We start from the raw sequence: 19,634 nt of genomic DNA on the forward strand, positions 1-19,634 counted from the left end.
AACCGTCGGGATAGGCGCCGCTGCTAGGTACTTTTGGTTAAAAGCATCACACCGAATCGATCTAAACGGCCCGGAATCGGGGCGTACACTGACTATCAAGGCCTGCGGGCAAGCCGCCTGACGGGCTTTTCATTCGAGCATCGCTTGCTGAAACGTGGCTTAGCCATTCGAGAGGAAAGGGGAGACCCGGACGCTGCCGCGCTGGGCTGAACTCTTGGCGGTGGCATCCCATTCAGTGGTTCGAGACGAACCGGGAGTGCTCATCATGAAATCCTTTTTTTCGTGTGTCGTAACAGGCGTTCTCGCGGCGTTCCTGTCACTCGCACCGTTCAGCGTGCAGTCCGCCACCCCCAGCAACGAACCCATCGACCCGGCGGGCGTGCAGCTGGAACCTCAACAGCAGAACGGCATTAGCTATCTGTCCGGCGGTATCGGCCTGGACGAGTCGCGGGCGCTCTTGCAGACCAAGGGGTATAACCTGCACATGACCTTTTCCGTCGGCCCGGAAAACAAATACACCTCGGATGTCGACCTGGCGATCCAGAATCCGCAAGGGCAATCGGTCCTGACCCTGAATCAGGTGGGTCCGATCGTCTTTGTGCAACTGCCGGCCGGCAAGTACCAGGTTGTCGCCACCCGTGGCGGGCGTACCGAGCGCAACACGGTGGATATGAAGGTAGCGGGCATTCGCGATCTCAACCTGCATTGGAATGAAGGTTATTGAGCGAGGAGGAGGGGCGCAGACAGGTGCCAGTTAATCGCAGGCAATAAAAAACCCCTGAATCTTGCGATTCAGGGGTTTCGGTATTAGTGGTGCCCAGAGACGGAATCGAACCGCCGACACGGGGATTTTCAATCCCCTGCTCTACCGACTGAGCTATCTGGGCAACGGGGCGCATTAAACGGGTTTTTCGGGGGGGCGTCAAGCAAGTTTTGAAAAAAAGTTTAATTATTACCGCCGCTTACGTTCCCGCCCCGATTTGAGCGCAATTACTCGGACGGCGGCACGTAGCCGTCGGCCTTGGCGTATTCCTCGCCGGAGAAGAACTTGTCCATCTCGCCCTGCAGGTATTTGCGGTCTTCGGCATTCATCATGTTCAGGCGTTTTTCGTTGATCAGCAGGGTCTGGTGTTTCTGCCAGTCGGCCCAGGCCTTGGCGGACACGTGCTCGAAAATCTCCTGGCCCTTGGCGCCCGGATAGGGAGGGCGCTCCAGGCCTGGCAGCTCTTCTTTGTACTTGCGGCACATTACGGTGCGGGTCATTGCAACTCTCCTGCGTTCAATACGTCGGCCGCGCGTTTGAGCAGTTTTTTCACCGGGGCGGCAAGGCCCAGGCGCGGCGGGGTGGCGAGGTTATACCAGAGCCAGTCGGCCTCGGCCACGTGATGGGCGGCAGCCTGGACCTCTACCAGCCAGGGCTCGATGGCCAGCTGGAAGTGACTGAAGGTGTGCACCAGGCCGGGCATTGCCTGTTGCTTGCCCAGTTCCAGCGAGTGCTGCGAAGCCAGGTGCTCCAGGTCCGCCAGGTCGTCCAGCTCCGGCAGGCTCCACAAACCGCCCCACAGGCCGCTGGAGGGCCGGCGGTACAACAGGATGGCGCCTTCGTGGTTGGCCAGCATCGGCATCAGCGTGCGTTTCTGCGGGACGGCCTTGCGTGGCTTGGGGATCGGGTAGCGGGTTTCCAGGCCCAGCATGTGCGCTTCGCAGCCTCTTTCCAGGGGGCACAGCAGGCAGCTGGGTTTGCTCCGGGTACAGAGGGTGGCGCCCAGGTCCATCATCGCCTGGGTGTAGTTGTTCACCCGGGTCTGCGGGGTGAAGCGCTCGGCCGCGGCCCACAGCTGCTTGGCCACCTTGGGTTCGCCCGGGTAGCCCTCCTGCGCGGTAAAGCGCGCCAGCACCCGCTTGACGTTACCGTCGAGGATTGGCGCGCGCAGGCCCATGCTGATGCTGGCGATGGCGCCAGCGGTGGACAGGCCGATGCCCGGCAGCTCGGTGAGTTTTTCCACGTCGCGGGGAAACTCGCCGCCGTACTCGGCGACCACGATCTTCGCGGTTTTTTGCAGGTTGCGCGCGCGGGTGTAGTAACCCAGGCCGGTCCACAGGTGCAGCACTTCGTCTTCCGGCGCGGCGGCCAGGGCCTGGACCGTCGGCAGCGAGGCCATGAAGCGGTCGAAGTAGTTGAGCACGGTGCTGACCTGGGTCTGCTGCAACATGATTTCCGAGACCCATACCCGGTACGGGTTGATCTCCTGCTGCCAGGGCAGGTCATGGCGGCCATGGCGGTCGTACCAGTCCAGTACCGCCGGTGCGAACTGCTCGGCCCTCATCGTTTGAACAGCCCTTTGAGGGCGTTTTTCAGTTCCGGGCTGACCTTGTCGCCGAGTTTTTCATCGAGCTTTTCGCTGAGGCGATCGCCAGCCAGCTTGGCCGCGACCTGGCCCAGGCCGTCGCGGTCCAGGCGGCAAGCCTTGGCGCCCAGTTCCAGCGGGCCGCGGCAGCGCAGCGGCAGTTCGATGCCGACAAAACGTTCGCCGACCTGGCAGGCCGGGTCCGGCATGTCGCTCTTGTCGCCTTCGACGACTATGCCGACGCGGTAATCCATGCCCAGCACGCGCAGGTCGATGTCGCCATTACCTTTGACGCTCATGCCCGGGATGCGCACCTTCAGGTCCGGGTTGTTGGCCACGCCGTTGCGCAGGGTCAGGTTGCCCCTGAGTTCCTGGAAGGGAGTGTCCTTGCCCCGTGGCTCGCTGCTGAGGGTCTTGCGGTTCAGCGTGGCGATGCCCTGGCACACTTGCTGTTCGAGGTTGGCATTGAGCAGCACGCCATTGTTGACGACGAAGCTGGCGTTGCCGTTGAGGCTGTCGATCAGCGCCTTCTGGCTGTTGCCGCTGCTGGTCAGGTTGCTGTCGAGGGTCACCAGGCCCTTGACCGGCGGGGTCTGCCCCTGGCTTTCCAGGATGCGTTCCACCGGTACCCGGTTGATCTTGGTCTGCAGGCTCAACTGCGGCGTTGGCTGGCGCACGTCGAGGTTGCCGCTGGCCTCGAAGCTGCCGTTGTACAGCTCGCCGCGCAGGCCTTCGAGTTTCAGCAGGCCGTCCTGGCCGTTGGCCTTGAGCGTGGCGTTCTGGATCGGCAGCTTGTCCAGGGTCAGCTGGCCGAAGCTCAGGTCGGCATTCACATCCAGCTTGCTCAGGCGCTCCACCGGCAGCAGGCGCTCGGTGCTCCAGGCGCCCTTGGTCGGCGCGTCCGGCAGCGGCGAGTTGGCGGGTCCGGCGACGGCGCTGGCTTCGCTGCTCTGCACTTCGGCCTTGCGCGCCACCGCGGCACTGTTGGCTTCGGCGGACTTCGGCGGCAGGTAGCGGTCGACGTTGAAGGTGTCGGCCTTGAGCTGGGCACGCAGGGATTGCTTGGCCAGGTCTTCGACCGCCAGGCGGCCGCTGAAGCTGCTGTCGTCGAGTTTCAGGTTGATGTTTTCAAGGGCGATACTGTTCGGCGTGGCGGACAGGCGGCTGACCAGCTCGACCTTGCTCAGGCTGCCTTCGGCCATGGCCGGCAGGGTCTGGCCGATGCTGTCGACGAACTTGGCCAGGTCGAACTGGGCGATAGAGATGCCACCGTTGAGTTGCGGAGTCTTGTCCAGGTCGTTGACCTTGAGCTCGCCGATGGCGCGCAGCTGGTTGAGCGAGAGCTTCAAGCTGTTCCACTCGGCAACGTTGGCGGCCTGGTCCAGCAGCAGCTGGCCCTGGGCGGAGAAGGTCAGGGTCTTGCCTTGCAGCGGATCGCCGGCGGCTTCGCCGGACAGCTTCATGTCTTCGAACTGGTAGCGCTTGAGCACGCGGTCGAAGCGCAGCTCGCCCTTCAACTCGGTGCGCACGCGCACGGCCGGCTGGGTGCTGGCGAGGAAGGCAGTGAGCTTGACCGGGGTATTGGTGGCTTCGTGGATCGGCCCGGTGCTCAGCTGGATGCTTTCGGCGGTGAACTGCTTGCCGCTCTGTTCGTCGTTGTATTCCACCCGGGCGTTGTTCACGGTCAGGCTGTCGATATCCAGGCGGATCGGCTGCGCCGGTTTTTCCGTGGTGGCCGGGGCGGCGGCGGTGGTTTCGCCGGTGCTGGTGGCCGGGGTTGCGGCCTGCTTGTCGGCGGGGGCGACCTTGCCGATGTCTTCCCAGTTGCCGTGCCCGTCCTTGTTGCGGGTCAGGCGTAGGTTCAAGCCTTCGACACGCACATCGCTCATCTGCACTTCGCGGCGCAGCAGCGGCAGCACGCGGACCGACAGGCCGAGCATTTGCAGGTCGGCGAATGGCTGGGTCGGGTTGGCCAGGGTGGCGACGCCGGCTTCATGCAGTTCCAGGCCGAGCCAGGGGAACAGGCTCCAGCCGATATCGCCATTGAGCGTCAGCTCGATGTGGGCCTTGTCGCGGGCTATCTGGCGAATTTCTTCTTTGTAGTCGTTGGGATCAAACAGGTGAGTCAGGGCGAAGCCGAGAGCCACGATGATCAGCAACAGCCCGAGAAGTACCAGACCCAGGATTTTGCCGAACGCTTTCATGGGCGAGTCCTTGTAGTGTCGAATTCGAATTTAGCCAGGGAGTATAACGCCCCGGGCCTGGCCACTGGTCACTGATCGCTTTGGAGCACATCCAGCGGTATCTGCAGCTTGGCCGCCAGCGCCTGGGCTTCGAGGTGCCCGGCGGGTGCCAGCAGGCGCAAGGTGGCGCCGTGCCGGGTGGCCATTTTCTGTGCTTCGCTCACCAGTCGCTCGGCCACGCCACGACGCCGGGTGATCTGGCGCACACACAATTGGGACAGGTGCCAGACGCCTTGGTGCCGTTGCAGGCGGGCGGCGCCCAGCAGGCGGTCGTTGAAGCGCCCGGCGATCAGGCTGCCGTCGCCCAGGGCGGTTTCGATCAGTTCCTGGTCGTCGCGTTGCGGCGCGAACAGCCAGGGCGGGGCATCGCGGTAGATCTTCTGCAGGTCCTGCTGATCCTGATAGCTGGCTTGTTTCAGCGACTCGACAACGATGGGCATGGGGGATCCTGTGCAGAGCGAAGGAATGGCTGGCCATTATCGGCAGCAGCGCGCGGGCTGGCGAGGGGCTGGCGTCGTCGGTGGGGCCGTGCGCTTCTGTAGGAGCCAGGCTTGCCGGCGATGGGCGCTGCGCGGTGTGTCAGGCAATGCGCTTCGCGGGCAAGCCTCGCTCCTACAAGGGCGTGATCGTGGGTTTCTGCGGGCTTTCAGTACAGATGACGCGGAAAAGGTGATGGCAGTTTGCTCTTTCTGTCACGAGCAAATGGTAATCTCTCGCAGTTCATCTGCCCTTCTGCGACTAAAAGTCGCACTCTATGGAGCTTCACTCGATAAAACGGCCACGTCTGCGTGCAAAGGTCGTGAGTGAAGAGTGGCCGGCGAATAATTCCAATAATTGGGGGAAACATTCATGAGCACTAGCACCGAGGCGGGCGCCATTGCCGCCCAGCCGGCGTTCTTGTCCAAAGAACGCATCATCGCCAAACCCGGTTTCAACCGTTGGCTGGTTCCACCGGCCGCTCTGGCCATCCACCTGTGCATCGGCATGGCCTACGGCTTCTCGGTGTTCTGGTTGCCGCTGTCCAAGGCCCTGGGCGTGACCGCTCCGGTGGCCTGTGCCCCGGACATGAGCTTTATCGCTCAGGTCTTTTCGTCCCAGTGCGACTGGCCGATCTCGATGCTCGGCTGGATCTACACCCTGTTCTTCATCTTCCTCGGCTGCTCCGCGGCGATCTGGGGCGGCTGGCTGGAACACGCCGGCCCGCGCAAGGCCGGTGTGGTATCGGCGCTGTGCTGGTGCGGCGGCCTGCTGATTTCGGCGCTGGGTATCTATACCCACCAGATCTGGCTGATGTGGCTCGGCTCCGGCGTGATCGGCGGTATCGGCCTGGGCCTGGGCTACATCTCGCCGGTGTCGACCCTGATCAAGTGGTTCCCGGACAAGCGCGGCATGGCCACCGGTATGGCGATCATGGGCTTCGGCGGTGGCGCGATGGTCGGTGCGCCGCTGGCGGCTGCGCTGATGAGCCACTTCGCTTCGCCAACCGGTGTTGGCGTCTGGCAGAGCTTCCTGGTGATGGCGGCGATCTACTTCGTGTTCATGATCGGTGGCGCGCTGGCGTACCGCGTGCCGCCGACCGGCTGGAAGCCTGAAGGCTGGACCCCGCCGGCGAAAAAAGCCGCGAACGCGATGATCACCCACCGCCACGTGCATGTGAACGTGGCCTGGAAAACCCCGCAGTTCCGCCTGGTGTGGCTGGTGCTGTGCCTGAACGTTTCCGCCGGTATCGGCATCCTTGGCATGGCGTCGCCGCTGTTGCAGGAAGTCTTCGCCGGCAAGCTGCTGGGCAACGAACTGGCCTTCGGTCAGCTGGATGCCTCGCAACTGGCGTCGATCGCCGCGATCGCCGCCGGTTTCACTGGCCTGCTGAGCCTGTTCAATATCGGTGGTCGTTTCTTCTGGGCGTCGTTCTCCGACTACCTGGGACGCAAGAACACCTACTTCGTGTTCTTCGCCCTGGGTTTTGCCCTGTACGCGCTGATCCCGAACCTCGGGCACCTGGGCAACGTCGCGCTGTTCGTGGCGGCGTTCTGCATCATCCTGTCGATGTACGGCGGCGGTTTCGCCACGGTTCCGGCCTACCTGGCGGACCTGTTCGGCACCCAGATGGTGGGCGCGATCCACGGTCGCCTGCTGACTGCCTGGGCGGCGGCGGGCGTGCTTGGCCCGGTGCTGGTGAACTACCTGCGTGAGTATCAGTTGAGCATCGGCGTCGAGCGGGCCGCGGCCTACGACATCACCCTGTACATTCTCGCCGGCCTGCTGGTGCTGGGTTTCCTGTGCAACCTGCTGGTGCGTCCGGTGGCCGACAAGTACTTCATGACTGATGCCGAGCTGGCCGCCGAACAGGCGCTGGGCCACGACAAGGGCGCGGACAGCACCACGGTGCTGGAGTGGAAAGCCTCGTCCGGCAGCGTGCCGCTGGCGGTTGCTGCCTGGCTGGTGGTGGGCATTCCGCTGGCGTGGGGCGTGTGGGTCACCCTGCAGAAGACTGCGGTGTTGTTCCACTAAGGCTTCGCTGGCAAGGATGTAGCCGCTGCCGAAGGCTGCGATAAGGTCCGCAGGACCTTCAGCGATTTCAGAATCGCCACGGCCGTTCCGGCCGATCGCAGCCTGCGGCAGCGGCTACAGGTTGCATATTGCTTGTCATGACAGGTACACCCCCGGCTTTATTGGGTTCAGCCCGTCAGGATCTTGTCCTGCGTGTTCCTGTTTAGCCGCCGTCCGGCCTATAATGATCGCCTTTTTCGCCCAATGATTTTGCGGAGCTGGTGATGGCCGAACGTAAGGCGTCCGTCGAGCGCGACACTCTGGAAACCCAGATCAAAGCCTCGATCAACCTGGATGGCACCGGAAAGGCCCGATTCGATATCGGGGTTCCCTTCCTTGAGCACATGCTGGACCAGATCGCCCGTCACGGGCTGATCGACCTGGATATCGAAAGCAAAGGCGACCTGCATATCGACGACCACCACACCGTGGAAGACGTCGGTATCACCCTGGGCCAGGCCTTCACCAAAGCCATCGGCGACAAGAAGGGCATCCGTCGCTACGGCCACGCCTACGTGCCGCTCGATGAAGCGCTGTCGCGCGTGGTGATCGACTTCTCCGGCCGCCCTGGCCTGCAGATGCACGTGCCTTACACCCGCGCCACCGTGGGCGGCTTCGATGTCGACCTGTTCCAGGAATTCTTCCAGGGCTTCGTCAACCACGCCAACGTCACCCTGCACATCGACAACCTGCGTGGGCACAACACCCACCACCAGATCGAAACCGTGTTCAAGGCTTTCGGCCGCGCGCTGCGCATGGCCGTGGAGCTGGATGACCGCATGGCCGGGCAGATGCCTTCGACCAAGGGCGTGCTGTAATGCAGACGGTCGCGGTTATCGATTACGGCATGGGCAACCTGCACTCGGTGGCCAAGGCCCTCGAGCACGTCGGTGCCGGCAAGGTGCTGATCACCAGCGATGCCAATGTGATTCGCGAAGCCGACCGGGTGGTATTCCCCGGCGTCGGCGCGATTCGCGACTGCATGGCGGAGATCCGTCGCCTGGGCTTCGACGCGCTGGTGCGTGAAGTCAGCCAGGACCGTCCGTTCCTCGGCATCTGCGTGGGCATGCAAGCCTTGCTCGACCACAGCGAAGAGAACGACGGCGTCGACTGCATCGGCCTGTTCCCCGGCCAGGTGAAGTTCTTCGGCAAGGGCCTGCATGAAGACGGCGAGCACCTGAAAGTCCCGCACATGGGCTGGAACGAAGTGAAACAGGCGGTGAGCCACCCGCTGTGGCACAACATCCCGGACCTGGCGCGTTTCTACTTCGTGCACAGCTACTACATCGCCGCCGGCAACGCGCGGCAGGTGGTCGGTAGCGGTCACTACGGCGTCGATTTCGCCGCGGCGCTGGCCGAAGGCTCGCGTTTCGCCGTGCAGTTCCACCCGGAGAAAAGCCATACCCATGGCCTGCAATTGCTGCAGAACTTCGCGGCGTGGGACGGTCGCTGGTAAATGGCGGTCAAGAAGGCTAAAGCGCCGATCCTGACCCTCACGCCCGAGCAGGAGAGTGAGGCCAATCACAAGATCCAGCGCTTCATGGAAGATCGCTTCGAGCTCGACCTGGGCTCGTTCGAGGCGGCCGAGATTCTTGAACTCTTTACCCGCGAAATTGCTCCGCACTATTACAACAGGGCGATTTTCGATGTGCAGACCCAACTCAAAGAGCGGTTCGAAAGCATCGAAAGCGACCTGTGGGCGCTCGAGAAAAACTGATTTCCGAGTGAAGCTGAACAATCGAATTTGAAGGTTTGCCAGATGCTGATTATCCCCGCTATCGATCTCAAAGACGGTGCCTGTGTACGTCTGCGCCAGGGCCGCATGGAAGATTCCACGGTGTTCTCCGATGACCCGGTGAGCATGGCTGCCAAGTGGGTGGAGGGCGGCTGCCGCCGTCTGCATCTGGTCGACCTGAACGGCGCTTTCGAAGGCCAGCCGGTCAACGGTGAAGTGGTCACCGCCATCGCCAAGCGCTACCCGAACCTGCCGATCCAGATCGGTGGCGGCATCCGCTCGCTGGAAACCATCGAACACTACGTCAAGGCCGGCGTGAGCTACGTGATCATCGGCACCAAGGCGGTGAAAGAGCCGGAATTCGTCGCCGAAGCCTGCCGCGCCTTCCCGGGCAAGGTGATCGTCGGCCTGGACGCCAAGGACGGCTTCGTCGCCACCGACGGCTGGGCCGAGGTCAGCAGCGTGCAGGTCATCGACCTGGCCAAGCGTTTCGAAGCCGATGGCGTGTCCGCCATCGTTTATACCGACATCGCCAAAGACGGCATGATGCAGGGCTGCAACGTACCCTTCACCGCTGCCCTGGCCGCTGCTACCAAGATCCCGGTGATCGCTTCCGGCGGTATCCACAACCTGGGCGACATTAAGGCCCTGCTGGATGCCAAGGCTCCGGGGATCATCGGCGCCATCACCGGCCGCGCGATCTACGAAGGCACCCTCGACGTCGCCGAGGCGCAAGCCTTCTGCGACTCGTACCAAGGCTGAGGACTCACCATGGCGCTGGCTAAACGCATCATCCCTTGCCTGGACGTGGACAACGGCCGGGTGGTCAAGGGCGTCAAGTTCGAGAACATCCGTGACGCCGGCGACCCGGTGGAAATCGCCCGTCGCTACGACGAGCAGGGCGCGGACGAGATTACCTTTCTCGACATCACCGCCAGCGTCGATGGCCGCGACACCACGCTGCATACCGTCGAGCGCATGGCCAGCCAGGTGTTCATCCCGCTGACCGTAGGCGGTGGCGTGCGTACCGTGCAGGACATCCGCAACCTGCTCAACGCCGGTGCGGACAAGGTTTCGATCAACACCGCGGCGGTGTTCAACCCCGAGTTCGTCGGCGAAGCGGCGCAGCATTTCGGCTCGCAGTGCATCGTCGTCGCCATCGATGCGAAGAAGGTTTCCGGGCCGGGCGAAACCCCGCGCTGGGAGATCTTCACCCACGGCGGGCGCAAGCCTACTGGGCTGGACGCGGTGGAGTGGGCGAAGAAGATGGAAGGCCTGGGCGCCGGCGAAATCCTGCTGACCAGCATGGACCAGGACGGCATGAAGAACGGCTTCGACCTGGGTGTGACCCGCGCCATCAGCGATGCCCTGGGCATTCCGGTGATCGCCTCGGGTGGCGTCGGCAACCTGCAGCACTTGGCCGACGGCATCCTCGAAGGCCACGCCAGCGCAGTGCTGGCGGCGAGCATCTTCCACTTCGGCGAGTACACCGTGCCTGAGGCCAAGGCCTACATGGCGCACCGCGGTATCGTCGTCAGATAGCCACTGGACAGCATGGCGGGCTCGCGGCACTCTTGAGCACGCCATGGATTCCGGTAGCCCGTCATGTTCAAACGTCTTCTTCTTGTTCTTGCCAGCGCTTCGGTTCTCTTCGCCGCAAGCGCTCACGCAGCGCAAACGCCTGGCACCTCCCTGGTGCTGCTGACGGAAAACTTCCCTCCCTACAACATGGCCAGGAACGGCAAGAACTTCGCCCAGGGCGAGAATATCAACGGCATCGCCGTGGATATCGTCCGCGAAATGTTCAAGCGTGCCGGGATCAATTACAGCCTGACCCTGCGTTTTCCCTGGGAGCGCATCTACAAGCTCGCCCTGGAGCAGCCGGGGTACGGCGTGTTTGTCATGGCGCGGCTGCCGGACCGGGAGCCGCTGTTCAAATGGGTCGGCCCCATCGGCCCGGATGACTGGATCATGCTGGCCCGGGACGACAGCAAGATCGCCCTGCAATCCTTGGAGCAGGCGCGCAAATACCGGATCGGCGCCTACAAGGGCGACGCCATCGCCGAGACCCTGGCCAAGCAAGGACTCAAGCCGCTGGTGGTGCTGAGGGACCAGGACAACGCCAGGAAACTGGTGGGCGGCCAGATCGACCTATGGGCCACCGGCGACCCTGCTGGGCGCTATCTGGCCAGGCAGGAAGGCGTGACCGGGCTCAAGACTGTGCTGCGCTTCCACAGCGCCCAGCTGTACCTGGCGCTGAACAAAGAAGTGCCGGACGAGACCGTCGCCCAACTGCAGGCCGCTCTGGACCAACTGCGCGAGGAAGGCGTGGTGGAAGAGGTCATGGGGCGCTACCTGTAGGCAGGCGGCTGTGCCTGAGCCTGGGGCCGTCATCGCGGGCAAGCCTCGCTCCTACAGAAGCCGTGTCGGGCGCAGTTGCCGCAAATGACCTGAGTCTGTAGGAGCGAGGCTTGCCCGCGAGACATTCGAACGTCCGCCGCCAATCCTCAGCGATAAACCCCATCCTTGCCGTGCCCGGACATAGCCCTATTACTGCGCACGCTGATCATCAGCTCGATATCGATCCAGTCGATACCCTGGGCCTTGAGCCTGGGCAGTTCGCGTTCGAGCACGGCCAGGGTCTGCGGGTAGGGATGGCCGATCACCACCGCCGAACCCTGCTTGCGCGCCAGCTCGATCGCGGTCTGCAACTGGTGGCCGATGGCGGCTTCGGTGCGTTCGTCGTCGAGGAACACATCGCGGGACACACTGGCCAGGCCGATCTTCTGCGCCTCGGCGGCGGCCACGGTCTTGGCGCTGGTGCGGCTGTCGACAAAGAACTTGTGGCGGCGCTGCAGCTCGGCCATCAGCCAGGCCATGGCCTGGGGCTGGGAGGTCATGCGGCTGCCCATGTGGTTGTTGATGCCGCTGGTGTAGGGCACGGCCTTGAAGGCGGCATCGAGGCGTCTTTCCAGCTCTTCGATGGGCAGCTCGGGGTGCCAGGCGAAGGGGCCGGTGGCCGGGTCCATGGGCATGTGCAGGATGACGATCTTGCCGGCGCGATGGGCTTCGCGGGCAAACTCGGCGGCGTGGGGCGTGTCGGGCATGATCGCCGTGGTCACGGGGCCGGGCAGGGCGAGTACGCGGCGATCGCGGGGCAGGTTCTGCCCGAGGTCGTCGATGATCAGGCTCAGGTAGGCCTTGCGCGGAGCGGGCTCGGCGGCCTGGGTCGAGGTGAAGGCAAGGAGGCACAGAAGCCCGATCATGAGCCTCCACGACAACCGTGGGTGGGATTGGCGTTGGTGGGTCATGGGGATGAAGCATAGGGTTCGGGTAGGGCCTTGGCGGGGTGTGGCGGTCATCAGGACGCTATCGCGAGCAAGCTTCGCTCCTACGGAAGGGGCGATGGGCTTGCTCGCGACGGGTTCCATCACTTGCTGCGGGTGATGCTCAAGCCCTTGAGCAGGCTGAGGGCCTGGGCCAGCTGGTAGTCATCGTCCTGCGGCATCGGCTTGGGCTTGCTGCCGGAAGCGGTCGGCTTGTCGGCGCCGCCGTTGCCATTGCCCAGGTGACCTTGCAGGTCGGCTTCCTTGAAGTACTCGTTGTCCTGCGCTTCGTTGGTGATCTTGGCGCGGCGCACCTCGATGTCCGGCACTATGCCCTGGGCCTGGATCGAGCGGCCGTTCGGGGTGAAGTACAGCGCGGTGGTGATCTTCAGCGCGCGCTCGTTGTTCAGCGGCAGTACGGTTTGCACCGAGCCCTTGCCGAAGCTGGTGGTGCCCATCAGCACCGCGCGTTTCTGGTCCTGCAGGGCGCCGGCGACGATCTCCGAAGCCGAGGCGCTGCCACCGTTGATCAGCACCACCATAGGTACCGCTTCGCTTTCGTCCTTGCCGGTGGCGGAGAAACGCAGCTCGGAGTTGGCGATGCGGCCCTTGGTGTAGACGATCAGGCCCTTGGTGATGAAGTGGTCGACCACTTCCACCGCCGATTGCAGCACGCCGCCCGGGTTGTTGCGCAGGTCGAGGATGATGCCGTTGAGCTTCTTGCCGTTGTCCTTGCGCAGCTTGGCCAGGGCCTTGGACACTTCCTCGCCGGTCTTGACCTGGAACTGGGTGATGCGGATGTAGCCGTAGCCCGACTCCAGCAGCTGGCTCTTCACGCTCTTCACCTGGATGGTGGCGCGGGCCAGGGTCACGTCGAACGGCGCACCGCCGTCGCGTACCAGGGTCAGGGTGATCTTCTGGCCGATCTTGCCGCGCATCTTGTCCACGGCTTCGGTCATGCTCTGGCCGCGGGTCGGCTGGCCGTTGATCTTGACGATCAGGTCGCCGGCCTGGATGCCGGCCTTGGACGCCGGGGTGTCGTCGATCGGCGACACCACCTTGATGATGCCGTCTTCGGAGCCGACTTCGATGCCCAGGCCGCCGAATTCGCCGCTGGTGCTTTCCTGCAGCTCGGCGAAGTCTTCAGGGCCCAGGTAGGCCGAGTGCGGGTCGAGGTTGCTGAGCATGCCCTTGATGGCGTTTTCCAGCAGGGTCTTGTCGTCGACGGGTTCGACATAGGCGGCCTTGATCCGGTCCATGACCTCGGCGAAGGTGCGCAGCTCTTCGAGCGGCAATGGCGCCTTGGTGGTCGTGGCGGCTGTCGATTGAGCGGTTTCGGCGGCAAACGCCAGGGGCGCACCGATCACCAGAGCGATCGTCAGGGCCAGCGAGGTGAGGCGGGACAAATGCAGCATGTCGAACGAACTCCTGAATGAGATGGCGCGCTTATCCTTGCGCGCGGCACCATTGTGCCGGGTCGCTTGGGCGACCCTGCTGGCGAATAGCGAAGTACAGCGCAGGCGCGCCCTGTCCGCCACTGCTACCCACAGTGGAGATGGACTCGCCGGCCTTGACCACATCGCCTGCTTCTTTAAGCAGCGTCTGGTTGTGTCCGTAGAGGCTCAAGTAGCCGTTGCCATGGTCGAGGATCACCAGCAGGCCGGCGCCACGCAACCAGTCGGCGAACACTACGCGGCCGCCGTGGACGGCATGCACCTGGCTGCCGGCCGAGGCGCTGATCATCACCCCGTCCCACTTGGTCCGGGTATCGTCGCCGCGGCTTTCGCCGAAGCGCGCCAGCAGTCGACCATCAACCGGCCATGGAAGTTTTCCCCGGGATGAAGCAAAAGGGCCTCCAAAGGAGGCGCCTGCGCTGGAGACCAAGGGGCCGGGCGTCGCTCGGGGCGGCTGGCGCGGGCTGTCGTCGGCATTGGCCTGGGCCTCACGCAAACGCTTTTTTTCGGCTTCCTGCTGGGCGATCAGCGCTTTCTGTCGCGCTTGCTCTGCCTCTCGGGCCTGGCGGGCTAGGGTTTCCTCGATGGTTTTCAGTACCTTGCCCAAGTCGGCCTGGTCCTGTTCGCGGGCCTTGAGCTTGTCGCCGCGGGCCTTCACGTCGTCGTTGAGCTTGGCCAGGGCCACCTGGCGTTCCTTGCGGACCTTGTCGAGTTCGTCGCGCTGGGTGTCGAGGCTGCTTTTCTGCACCAGCAGTTGGGCTTGCTGCAGGGAGATTTCCTTTTCGACATTGGCCAGCTGGCGCAGGGTCTCGTTGAAATTCTTCAGCTGCTCCAGGCGGGCCTGGCTCAGGTAGTCGTAATAGGTCAGGGTGCGGGCGAATTTTTCCGGGTTCTGCTGGTTGAGCAACAGCTTGAGGTACTCCTGACGGCCGTTCTGGTAGGCCGCGCGGGCCTGGATGGCGATCAGTCGTTGCTGTTCAATGCGCGCGCTCTGGAGTTTTTTTTTCTCCTCATCGAGACGCTGCAGCTCGGATTCGCTTTTCTTCAGCTCTTTCTGCAGGGCATCGACCTGCTTTTCCAGCTTGCCCATCTCGGTTTCGGTGCCGCGCAGGTCTTTCTGCACGCCGGATTTTTCTTCCTGCAGCTTGCCCAGCAGCTTTTTCAGCTCGGCAATATCCTGACGCGTGGCGTCCAACTGTTGTTGGGTTTGCGCGCGCTCGTCGGCGAAGGCCGGTTGGAGCAGGCAGATCAGAGCAAGGGTAATCAGGGCGCGAAGCATAGAGGCGGGCGACACCAGGGAAAGGGACGGCCTAGTATGCCCGCCCCTCGCTGCAAAAAAAACGCCTCAAAGCCAACTGCTTTGAGGCGTTCGTCATAAAAAGCCGTTTCCGGCCCATTATTCGGCGTTTTTGATATCAGACCAGTATCGAAGTGCCAGTCATTTCCGCAGGCTGCGGCAGGCCCAGCAACTTGAGCATGGTCGGCGCCACGTCAGCCAGGACTCCGCCTTCGCGGACTTTCAGGTTGCGCTTGCCCACATAGATGAAAGGGACCGGCTCGCTGGTGTGGGCGGTGTGGGCCTGACCGGTGGAAGCGTCAGACATCTGCTCGACGTTGCCGTGGTCGGCGGTGATCAGGGCTTCGCCGCCGACCTTTTCCAGGGCCTCGACGATCCGGCCGACGCACAGGTCCAGGCACTCGACGGCCTTGACCGCTGCGTCGAACACGCCGCTGTGGCCGACCATGTCGCCGTTGGCGTAGTTGACCACTATCACGTCGTAGCGCTGGTTTTCGATGGCGTCGACGATCCGGTCGGTGACTTCCGGCGCGCTCATTTCCGGCTGCAGGTCGTAGGTGGCGACTTTCGGCGACGGGATCAGGATGCGTTCTTCGCCCGGGAACGGCTCTTCGCGGCCACCGGAGAAGAAGAAGGTCACGTGGGCGTATTTCTCGGTTTCGGCGATGCGCAGCTGGGTCTTGCCGTTTTTCGCCAGGTAATCGCCCAGCACGTTTTCCAGGCTGCCCGGGGCAAAGGCCGAAGGGGCCGGAATGCTTGCCGCGTATTGGGTCAGCATGACGAAACCGGCCAGTTTCGGCTGGCGGGCGCGCTCGAATTCCTTGAACCCGTCCTCGACGAACACCCGGCTCAGCTCGCGGGCGCGGTCGGCGCGGAAGTTCATGAACACCACGGCGTCGCCGTCTTCGACTTTCACCGGCTCGCCGAGGGTGGTGGCCTTGACGAATTCGTCGCTCTCGCCACGCTCGTAGGCGGCCTGCAGGCCTTCCTGGGCGGTGGCGGCGTTGAATTCACCCTTGCCGTCGACGATCAGGTTGTAGGCCTGGGCCACGCGGTCCCAGCGGTTGTCGCGGTCCATGGCGAAATAACGGCCGATCAGGCTGGCGATGCGGCCCTTGCCCAGGGTCTTGAAGGTTTCATCCAGCAGTTCGATCGACGAGGCGGCGCTTTTCGGCGGGGTGTCGCGGCCGTCGAGGAAGGCGTGCAGGTAGATCTTCTCGGCGCCACGCTTGAAGGCCAGTTCGGCCATGGCCACCAGATGGTCCTGGTGGCTGTGCACGCCGCCATCGGACAGCAGGCCGAGGATGTGCACGGCCTTGCCGGCGGCCACGGCTTTATCCACGGCGGCGCAGATGGTCGGATTCTCGAAGAACTCGCCATCGCGGATGGCTTTGGTGACACGGGTGAAGTCCTGGTACACCACGCGGCCGGCGCCGAGGTTCATGTGGCCGACTTCGGAGTTGCCCATCTGGCCGTCCGGCAGGCCGACATCCATGCCCGAACCCGAGATCAGGCCATTCGGCACGCTGGCGTACAGGCGGTCGAGGACCGGCTTCTTGGCCGCATAAATAGCGTTGGATTCCTGGCTCTCGCTGTGACCGAAGCCATCCAGAATCATCAGGACCAAAGGTTTAGGCGTGGTAGTCATAGATTCCACTCGTGGCTGGATTGGGAGAATGTTGGAAAAAGGGAGTGGCAGTTTAAAGCCAAGTTCCATCGGCGTCACCGCCGGGCGGGGTTTGGCCGACCCGGAGGGCTGTGTATACTGGCCGACATTTTAACGCCCTGGAACCTCCTTGATGGTTGCTCACCTGATTCAATTCGCCACTGAACACTACCTGCTCGTCGGCGCCTTCGTCATCTTGCTGGCTCTGTTGATCGCTCATGAGCTGAGCCGCGGTGGCCGCAGCCTCAGCACCCGCGAACTGACCGCGCTGGTCAACAGCGAGCAGGGCGTGGTGATCGATATCCGTCCGTCCAAGGACTTCGCCGCGGGCCATATCGTCGGCGCGTTGAACATCCCTCAAGACAAACTGGCCGCCCGCGTGGGCGAGCTGGAAAAGCACAAGGCCAAGACCATCATTCTGGTCGACGCCCTGGGTCAGCACGCCGGCACCCACGCTCGCGAGCTGATGAAGTCCGGCTTCACCGCCGCCAAGCTGTCCGGCGGCGTTGGCAGCTGGAAAGCCGACAACCTGCCGCTGGTGAAGTGATATGGCTGCTGTCGTCGTCTATTCCAGCGATTACTGCCCCTACTGCTCGCGGGCCAAGTACCTGCTCGAGAACAAAGGCGTAGCCTTCGAAGAGATCAAGGTCGACGGCAAGCCGCAGGTTCGCGCCGAAATGGCCCAGAAGGCCGGGCGCACGTCCGTGCCGCAGATCTGGATCGGCAGCACCCATGTGGGCGGTTGTGACGATTTGTTCGCCCTGGAGCGCGCCGGCAAGCTCGACGCGCTGCTCGCGGCCTGACTGACCACCCAAGATCAGCAAACCCTACATGACCCCGAGATCAAGAAGGATCTGAGATGACTGACCAACAGAACACCGCTGCGACCGAAGACGAATCCGCACCGCAATTCTCGCTGCAGCGCATCTATGTGCGTGACCTGTCTTTCGAAGCGCCGAAAAGCCCGGCGATCTTCCGCCAGCAGTGGGAGCCGAGCGTCGGCCTGGACCTGAACACCCGTCAGAAGGCGCTGGAAGAAGGTTTCCACGAAGTCGTGCTGACCCTGTCGGTCACCGTGAAGAACGGTGAAGAAGTGGCGTTCATCGCCGAAGTGCAACAGGCCGGTATCTTCCTGATCAAGAACCTGGACGACGCTTCGATGAGCCACACCCTGGGCGCGTTCTGCCCGAACATCCTGTTCCCCTACGCTCGCGAAGCGCTGGACAGCCTGGTGACCCGCGGTTCGTTCCCGGCCCTGATGCTGGCTCCGGTGAACTTCGACGCGCTGTACGCGCAAGAGCTGCAACGCCTGCAGGCGGCCGGTGAAAACACCGTTCAATAAGAGCTTCGCCCGAGCATGAAAAAAGCGCCGTTAAAGGCGCTTTTTTCATGCTCGGGCCTAAGGTTTCGACCGCCAAACCCTGTAGCCACTGCCGAAGGCTGCGATCGCGACCGAAGGGCGCGCGGGATCTCAAGATCGCTGAAGGCCTTCGGCCTTATCGCAGCCTGCGGCAGCGGCTACAAGGCGTCGCGCAGAGGTGGGGAGCTTATTTGAACCCCAGCTGGCGCCAGGCTTCGTAGACGGCCACCGCCACGGTGTTGGACAGGTTCAGGCTGCGGCAGCCTTCGCGCATCGGCAGGCGCAGGCGTTGTTCGGCGGGCAGGGCGTCCAGCACTTCGGCGGGCAGGCCGCGGCTTTCCGGGCCGAACAGGAAGGCATCGCCCTCGGCGAAGCTGGCGTCGTGGAAAGGCCGCGAGCCCTTGGTGGTGAAGGCGAACAGGCGCGGATGGCCTAGGCTTTCAAGACAGCTGGCGAGGTCGGCATGGCGCTGCAGGGTGGCATACTCGTGATAGTCGAGGCCGGCCCGGCGCAGGCGCTTGTCGTCCATTTCGAAACCCAGTGGCTCGATCAAATGCAGGTGGCAGCCGCTATTGGCGCACAGCCTGATTACGTTGCCGGTATTCGGCGGAATTTCTGGTTGAAAAAGGATGACGTGAAACATGCACGGCTCCGAAGAAAAAGACAGGCCGCATTCTACGCCTGAAGCGGACTCCAGGCCGCAGCTAATGCTGCGGGTGTTCGGCTCGCTGGCGATCTTTGGCGTGATGGTCGGGCTGATGATCGGTCGCCTGACGACCCCGGACCCCACCGAGCTGCAGGAAGTGCAGGTCCAGCCCAATGCCCTGGTGGTGTGGTTCAACAACGAGCCCAAGGTCCATGGCGAGCACGTCGACGGGGCCGTGGCGCTGCTGTTCGAAGCTGAGGGGCGGGCGCAGAAGGGCCAGTTGAAGATCAACGACAAGGATGCCAACTGGCGGGTGCGGGCGACGAAAGAAGGCTTGCTGCTGAACGTGGTTGCGGCGCGGGCGCTGCACGGCGAGTGGTCGGGCAGCGAGGTCGACGGGCGCTGGCGCCTGGAGCTCCAGCTGCGCGAGGAATAAAAGAGGGGATTCCCGGCCTGCCTGTACCAAGGTCCCCAAAAACGTGAGGGCCGCGCTGATTGCGCTGGGCCCGGTGTAAAGAGGGAAGCCCCGGCCTGCCTGTACCAAGGTTCCCGAAACGGGTGGGGCTCGTCGCTGTGAGCGTGATGAGCCCGGGGGTTAAAGAGGGAATCCCTGGCCTGCCTGTACCAGGGTTCCCCAAACCGGGTGGAACCCGTCGCTGCGAGCGGTATGGGTTCCGGGTGTAAAGAAGGGGATTCTCGGCCTGCCTGTACCAAGGTCCCCAAAACGGGTGAGTGACTGCACTCGTGATCTTGTCTCTGCAGGGAGCGTGCCAATTCTGGCTTAAACGGTTAAGCGAGTTTTCAAGAAAGGCCGAAAGCCCCGATTTACGGGGCTTTCGCCGTTCTGTGAAATTGTTTTGGCGAGAACTATCGAGGTCGAGCGCGGAAAAAATTCATGCCCGGCCACGCATTTCGGCAGTGCAGGCTCACCATTACGGTGCACAAAAAGCATCGCGGGCAAGCCTCGCTCCTACAGAAGCCGTGTCGGGCGCAATTGCCGCAAACGACC

Annotated in this window: 21 protein-coding genes and 1 tRNA gene; 12 read left to right on the top strand and 10 right to left on the bottom strand. The window is 63.2% G+C overall.

Annotation, left to right across the window (positions count from 1 at the left end):
• The first annotated feature begins 265 nt into the window (after window positions 1-265).
• On the top strand, window positions 266-724 hold the full coding sequence (locus tag ACTJKT_RS22980; RefSeq protein ID WP_440788696.1) for a carboxypeptidase regulatory-like domain-containing protein: 459 nt from the start codon (window positions 266-268) through the stop codon (window positions 722-724).
• A gap of 87 nt (window positions 725-811) precedes the next feature.
• Here the strand turns inward: ACTJKT_RS22980 and ACTJKT_RS22985 are convergent.
• From ACTJKT_RS22985 to ACTJKT_RS23005, 5 genes are all read right to left on the bottom strand, one after another.
• Window positions 812-887, bottom strand: a tRNA-Phe gene (locus ACTJKT_RS22985).
• Between the two features lie 103 nt (window positions 888-990).
• Entirely contained in the window at window positions 991-1,263 is a 273-nt protein-coding gene (locus ACTJKT_RS22990) for an oxidative damage protection protein (RefSeq protein WP_023970060.1), read from the bottom strand.
• Complete coding sequence (gene mutY, locus ACTJKT_RS22995; protein ID WP_440788697.1) at window positions 1,260-2,327, bottom strand: A/G-specific adenine glycosylase; 1,068 nt, start codon at window positions 2,325-2,327, stop codon at window positions 1,260-1,262. Before mutY ends, ACTJKT_RS22990 begins: the two co-directional genes overlap by 4 nt.
• A complete protein-coding gene (locus tag ACTJKT_RS23000; protein WP_440788698.1) occupies window positions 2,324-4,552 on the bottom strand; it encodes an AsmA family protein in 2,229 nt (742 codons plus the stop codon). The genes mutY and ACTJKT_RS23000 overlap by 4 nt, the downstream gene beginning before the upstream one ends.
• Window positions 4,553-4,620: 68 nt before the next feature.
• Complete coding sequence (locus tag ACTJKT_RS23005) at window positions 4,621-5,031, bottom strand: acetyl-CoA sensor PanZ family protein (protein ID WP_440788699.1); 411 nt, start codon at window positions 5,029-5,031, stop codon at window positions 4,621-4,623.
• A 409-nt stretch (window positions 5,032-5,440) separates the two neighbouring features.
• On the opposite strand from ACTJKT_RS23005, the gene ACTJKT_RS23010 reads away from it, so the two are divergent.
• The 7 genes from ACTJKT_RS23010 (at window position 5,441) to ACTJKT_RS23040 (ending at window position 11,237) form a co-directional block, all read left to right on the top strand.
• A complete protein-coding gene (locus tag ACTJKT_RS23010) occupies window positions 5,441-7,102 on the top strand; it encodes an OFA family MFS transporter (RefSeq protein WP_440788700.1) in 1,662 nt (553 codons plus the stop codon).
• A gap of 263 nt (window positions 7,103-7,365) precedes the next feature.
• Window positions 7,366-7,959, top strand: a complete 594-nt coding sequence (hisB, locus tag ACTJKT_RS23015; RefSeq protein WP_007921806.1) for an imidazoleglycerol-phosphate dehydratase HisB — start codon at window positions 7,366-7,368, stop codon at window positions 7,957-7,959.
• Window positions 7,959-8,597, top strand: coding sequence for an imidazole glycerol phosphate synthase subunit HisH (gene hisH / locus ACTJKT_RS23020; protein WP_025808284.1), 639 nt, complete (start codon window positions 7,959-7,961; stop codon window positions 8,595-8,597). The genes hisB and hisH overlap by 1 nt, the downstream gene beginning before the upstream one ends.
• Window positions 8,598-8,858: a DUF2164 domain-containing protein gene (locus ACTJKT_RS23025; RefSeq protein ID WP_169915872.1), complete on the top strand. Its 261-nt coding sequence runs from the start codon at window positions 8,598-8,600 to the stop codon at window positions 8,856-8,858. It begins immediately after the preceding gene.
• 42 nt (window positions 8,859-8,900) lie between these two features.
• A complete protein-coding gene (gene hisA, locus ACTJKT_RS23030) occupies window positions 8,901-9,638 on the top strand; it encodes a 1-(5-phosphoribosyl)-5-[(5-phosphoribosylamino)methylideneamino]imidazole-4-carboxamide isomerase (protein WP_007921811.1) in 738 nt (245 codons plus the stop codon).
• A 9-nt stretch (window positions 9,639-9,647) separates the two neighbouring features.
• Entirely contained in the window at window positions 9,648-10,418 is a 771-nt protein-coding gene (gene hisF / locus ACTJKT_RS23035) for an imidazole glycerol phosphate synthase subunit HisF (protein WP_007921812.1), read from the top strand.
• Window positions 10,419-10,481: 63 nt separating this feature from the next.
• Window positions 10,482-11,237, top strand: coding sequence for a substrate-binding periplasmic protein (locus tag ACTJKT_RS23040; protein ID WP_440788701.1), 756 nt, complete (start codon window positions 10,482-10,484; stop codon window positions 11,235-11,237).
• A 146-nt stretch (window positions 11,238-11,383) separates the two neighbouring features.
• Here the strand turns inward: ACTJKT_RS23040 and ACTJKT_RS23045 are convergent, their stop codons facing one another.
• From ACTJKT_RS23045 to gpmI, 4 genes are all read right to left on the bottom strand, one after another.
• Entirely contained in the window at window positions 11,384-12,142 is a 759-nt protein-coding gene (locus tag ACTJKT_RS23045; protein ID WP_440788702.1) for a divergent polysaccharide deacetylase family protein, read from the bottom strand.
• A 164-nt stretch (window positions 12,143-12,306) separates the two neighbouring features.
• Window positions 12,307-13,617, bottom strand: a complete 1,311-nt coding sequence (locus ACTJKT_RS23050) for a S41 family peptidase (RefSeq protein WP_025808279.1) — start codon at window positions 13,615-13,617, stop codon at window positions 12,307-12,309.
• A 31-nt stretch (window positions 13,618-13,648) separates the two neighbouring features.
• Window positions 13,649-14,935 (bottom strand): murein hydrolase activator EnvC family protein, encoded by a 1,287-nt coding sequence (locus ACTJKT_RS23055; RefSeq protein WP_440788703.1) that lies wholly within the window; start codon window positions 14,933-14,935, stop codon window positions 13,649-13,651.
• Between the two features lie 136 nt (window positions 14,936-15,071).
• Window positions 15,072-16,601 carry a 2,3-bisphosphoglycerate-independent phosphoglycerate mutase gene (gene gpmI, locus ACTJKT_RS23060; protein ID WP_440788704.1) on the bottom strand — a complete coding sequence of 510 codons (1,530 nt, stop codon included), beginning with the start codon at window positions 16,599-16,601 and terminating at the stop codon, window positions 15,072-15,074.
• Window positions 16,602-16,752: 151 nt separating this feature from the next.
• On the opposite strand from gpmI, the gene ACTJKT_RS23065 reads away from it, so the two are divergent.
• The 3 genes from ACTJKT_RS23065 to secB are packed head-to-tail and all read left to right on the top strand — an operon-like array spanning window position 16,753 to window position 17,961.
• Window positions 16,753-17,166 carry a rhodanese-like domain-containing protein gene (locus ACTJKT_RS23065; protein ID WP_009046532.1) on the top strand — a complete coding sequence of 138 codons (414 nt, stop codon included), beginning with the start codon at window positions 16,753-16,755 and terminating at the stop codon, window positions 17,164-17,166.
• Window position 17,167: 1 nt separating this feature from the next.
• Window positions 17,168-17,422 carry a glutaredoxin 3 gene (gene grxC / locus ACTJKT_RS23070; RefSeq protein WP_007930824.1) on the top strand — a complete coding sequence of 85 codons (255 nt, stop codon included), beginning with the start codon at window positions 17,168-17,170 and terminating at the stop codon, window positions 17,420-17,422.
• Between the two features lie 56 nt (window positions 17,423-17,478).
• Entirely contained in the window at window positions 17,479-17,961 is a 483-nt protein-coding gene (secB, locus tag ACTJKT_RS23075; RefSeq protein WP_124323308.1) for a protein-export chaperone SecB, read from the top strand.
• A 205-nt stretch (window positions 17,962-18,166) separates the two neighbouring features.
• Here the strand turns inward: secB and trmL are convergent, their stop codons facing one another.
• The gene (gene trmL / locus ACTJKT_RS23080; protein ID WP_007930832.1) at window positions 18,167-18,622 is read right to left on the bottom strand and encodes a tRNA (uridine(34)/cytosine(34)/5-carboxymethylaminomethyluridine(34)-2'-O)-methyltransferase TrmL; all 456 of its coding nucleotides are present in this window, start codon (window positions 18,620-18,622) and stop codon (window positions 18,167-18,169) included.
• Here trmL and ACTJKT_RS23085 point away from each other — a divergent pair.
• Window positions 18,621-19,061: a hypothetical protein gene (locus tag ACTJKT_RS23085; protein WP_440788705.1), complete on the top strand. Its 441-nt coding sequence runs from the start codon at window positions 18,621-18,623 to the stop codon at window positions 19,059-19,061. The two genes, trmL and ACTJKT_RS23085, sit on opposite strands and share 2 nt — an antisense overlap.
• The last annotated feature ends 573 nt before the right edge of the window (window positions 19,062-19,634 follow it).

This window comes from Pseudomonas sp. 22526 (assembly GCF_052044735.1).
In the GTDB taxonomy this organism is placed as follows: Bacteria; Pseudomonadota; Gammaproteobacteria; order Pseudomonadales; family Pseudomonadaceae; genus Aquipseudomonas; species Aquipseudomonas piscium.

Bases quoted from the DNA above. Each gene is read 5' to 3' on its own strand.
- ACTJKT_RS23025 (WP_169915872.1), top strand. From the start codon at position 8,598: ATGGCGGTCAAGAAGGCTAAAGCGCCGATCCTGACCCTCACGCCCGAG.
- ACTJKT_RS23085 (WP_440788705.1), top strand. From the start codon at position 18,621: ATGCACGGCTCCGAAGAAAAAGACAGGCCGCATTCTACGCCTGAAGCG.
- ACTJKT_RS23005 (WP_440788699.1), bottom strand. From the start codon at position 5,031: ATGCCCATCGTTGTCGAGTCGCTGAAACAAGCCAGCTATCAGGATCAG.
- trmL (WP_007930832.1), bottom strand. From the start codon at position 18,622: ATGTTTCACGTCATCCTTTTTCAACCAGAAATTCCGCCGAATACCGGC.
- grxC (WP_007930824.1), top strand. From the start codon at position 17,168: ATGGCTGCTGTCGTCGTCTATTCCAGCGATTACTGCCCCTACTGCTCG.
- ACTJKT_RS23010 (WP_440788700.1), top strand. From the start codon at position 5,441: ATGAGCACTAGCACCGAGGCGGGCGCCATTGCCGCCCAGCCGGCGTTC.
- ACTJKT_RS22990 (WP_023970060.1), bottom strand. From the start codon at position 1,263: ATGACCCGCACCGTAATGTGCCGCAAGTACAAAGAAGAGCTGCCAGGC.
- hisF (WP_007921812.1), top strand. From the start codon at position 9,648: ATGGCGCTGGCTAAACGCATCATCCCTTGCCTGGACGTGGACAACGGC.
- gpmI (WP_440788704.1), bottom strand. From the start codon at position 16,601: ATGACTACCACGCCTAAACCTTTGGTCCTGATGATTCTGGATGGCTTC.
- hisB (WP_007921806.1), top strand. From the start codon at position 7,366: ATGGCCGAACGTAAGGCGTCCGTCGAGCGCGACACTCTGGAAACCCAG.
- ACTJKT_RS23040 (WP_440788701.1), top strand. From the start codon at position 10,482: ATGTTCAAACGTCTTCTTCTTGTTCTTGCCAGCGCTTCGGTTCTCTTC.
- ACTJKT_RS22980 (WP_440788696.1), top strand. From the start codon at position 266: ATGAAATCCTTTTTTTCGTGTGTCGTAACAGGCGTTCTCGCGGCGTTC.
- hisA (WP_007921811.1), top strand. From the start codon at position 8,901: ATGCTGATTATCCCCGCTATCGATCTCAAAGACGGTGCCTGTGTACGT.
- secB (WP_124323308.1), top strand. From the start codon at position 17,479: ATGACTGACCAACAGAACACCGCTGCGACCGAAGACGAATCCGCACCG.
- mutY (WP_440788697.1), bottom strand. From the start codon at position 2,327: ATGAGGGCCGAGCAGTTCGCACCGGCGGTACTGGACTGGTACGACCGC.
- ACTJKT_RS23065 (WP_009046532.1), top strand. From the start codon at position 16,753: ATGGTTGCTCACCTGATTCAATTCGCCACTGAACACTACCTGCTCGTC.
- ACTJKT_RS23045 (WP_440788702.1), bottom strand. From the start codon at position 12,142: ATGATCGGGCTTCTGTGCCTCCTTGCCTTCACCTCGACCCAGGCCGCC.
- ACTJKT_RS23050 (WP_025808279.1), bottom strand. From the start codon at position 13,617: ATGCTGCATTTGTCCCGCCTCACCTCGCTGGCCCTGACGATCGCTCTG.
- ACTJKT_RS23000 (WP_440788698.1), bottom strand. From the start codon at position 4,552: ATGAAAGCGTTCGGCAAAATCCTGGGTCTGGTACTTCTCGGGCTGTTG.
- ACTJKT_RS23055 (WP_440788703.1), bottom strand. From the start codon at position 14,935: ATGCTTCGCGCCCTGATTACCCTTGCTCTGATCTGCCTGCTCCAACCG.
- hisH (WP_025808284.1), top strand. From the start codon at position 7,959: ATGCAGACGGTCGCGGTTATCGATTACGGCATGGGCAACCTGCACTCG.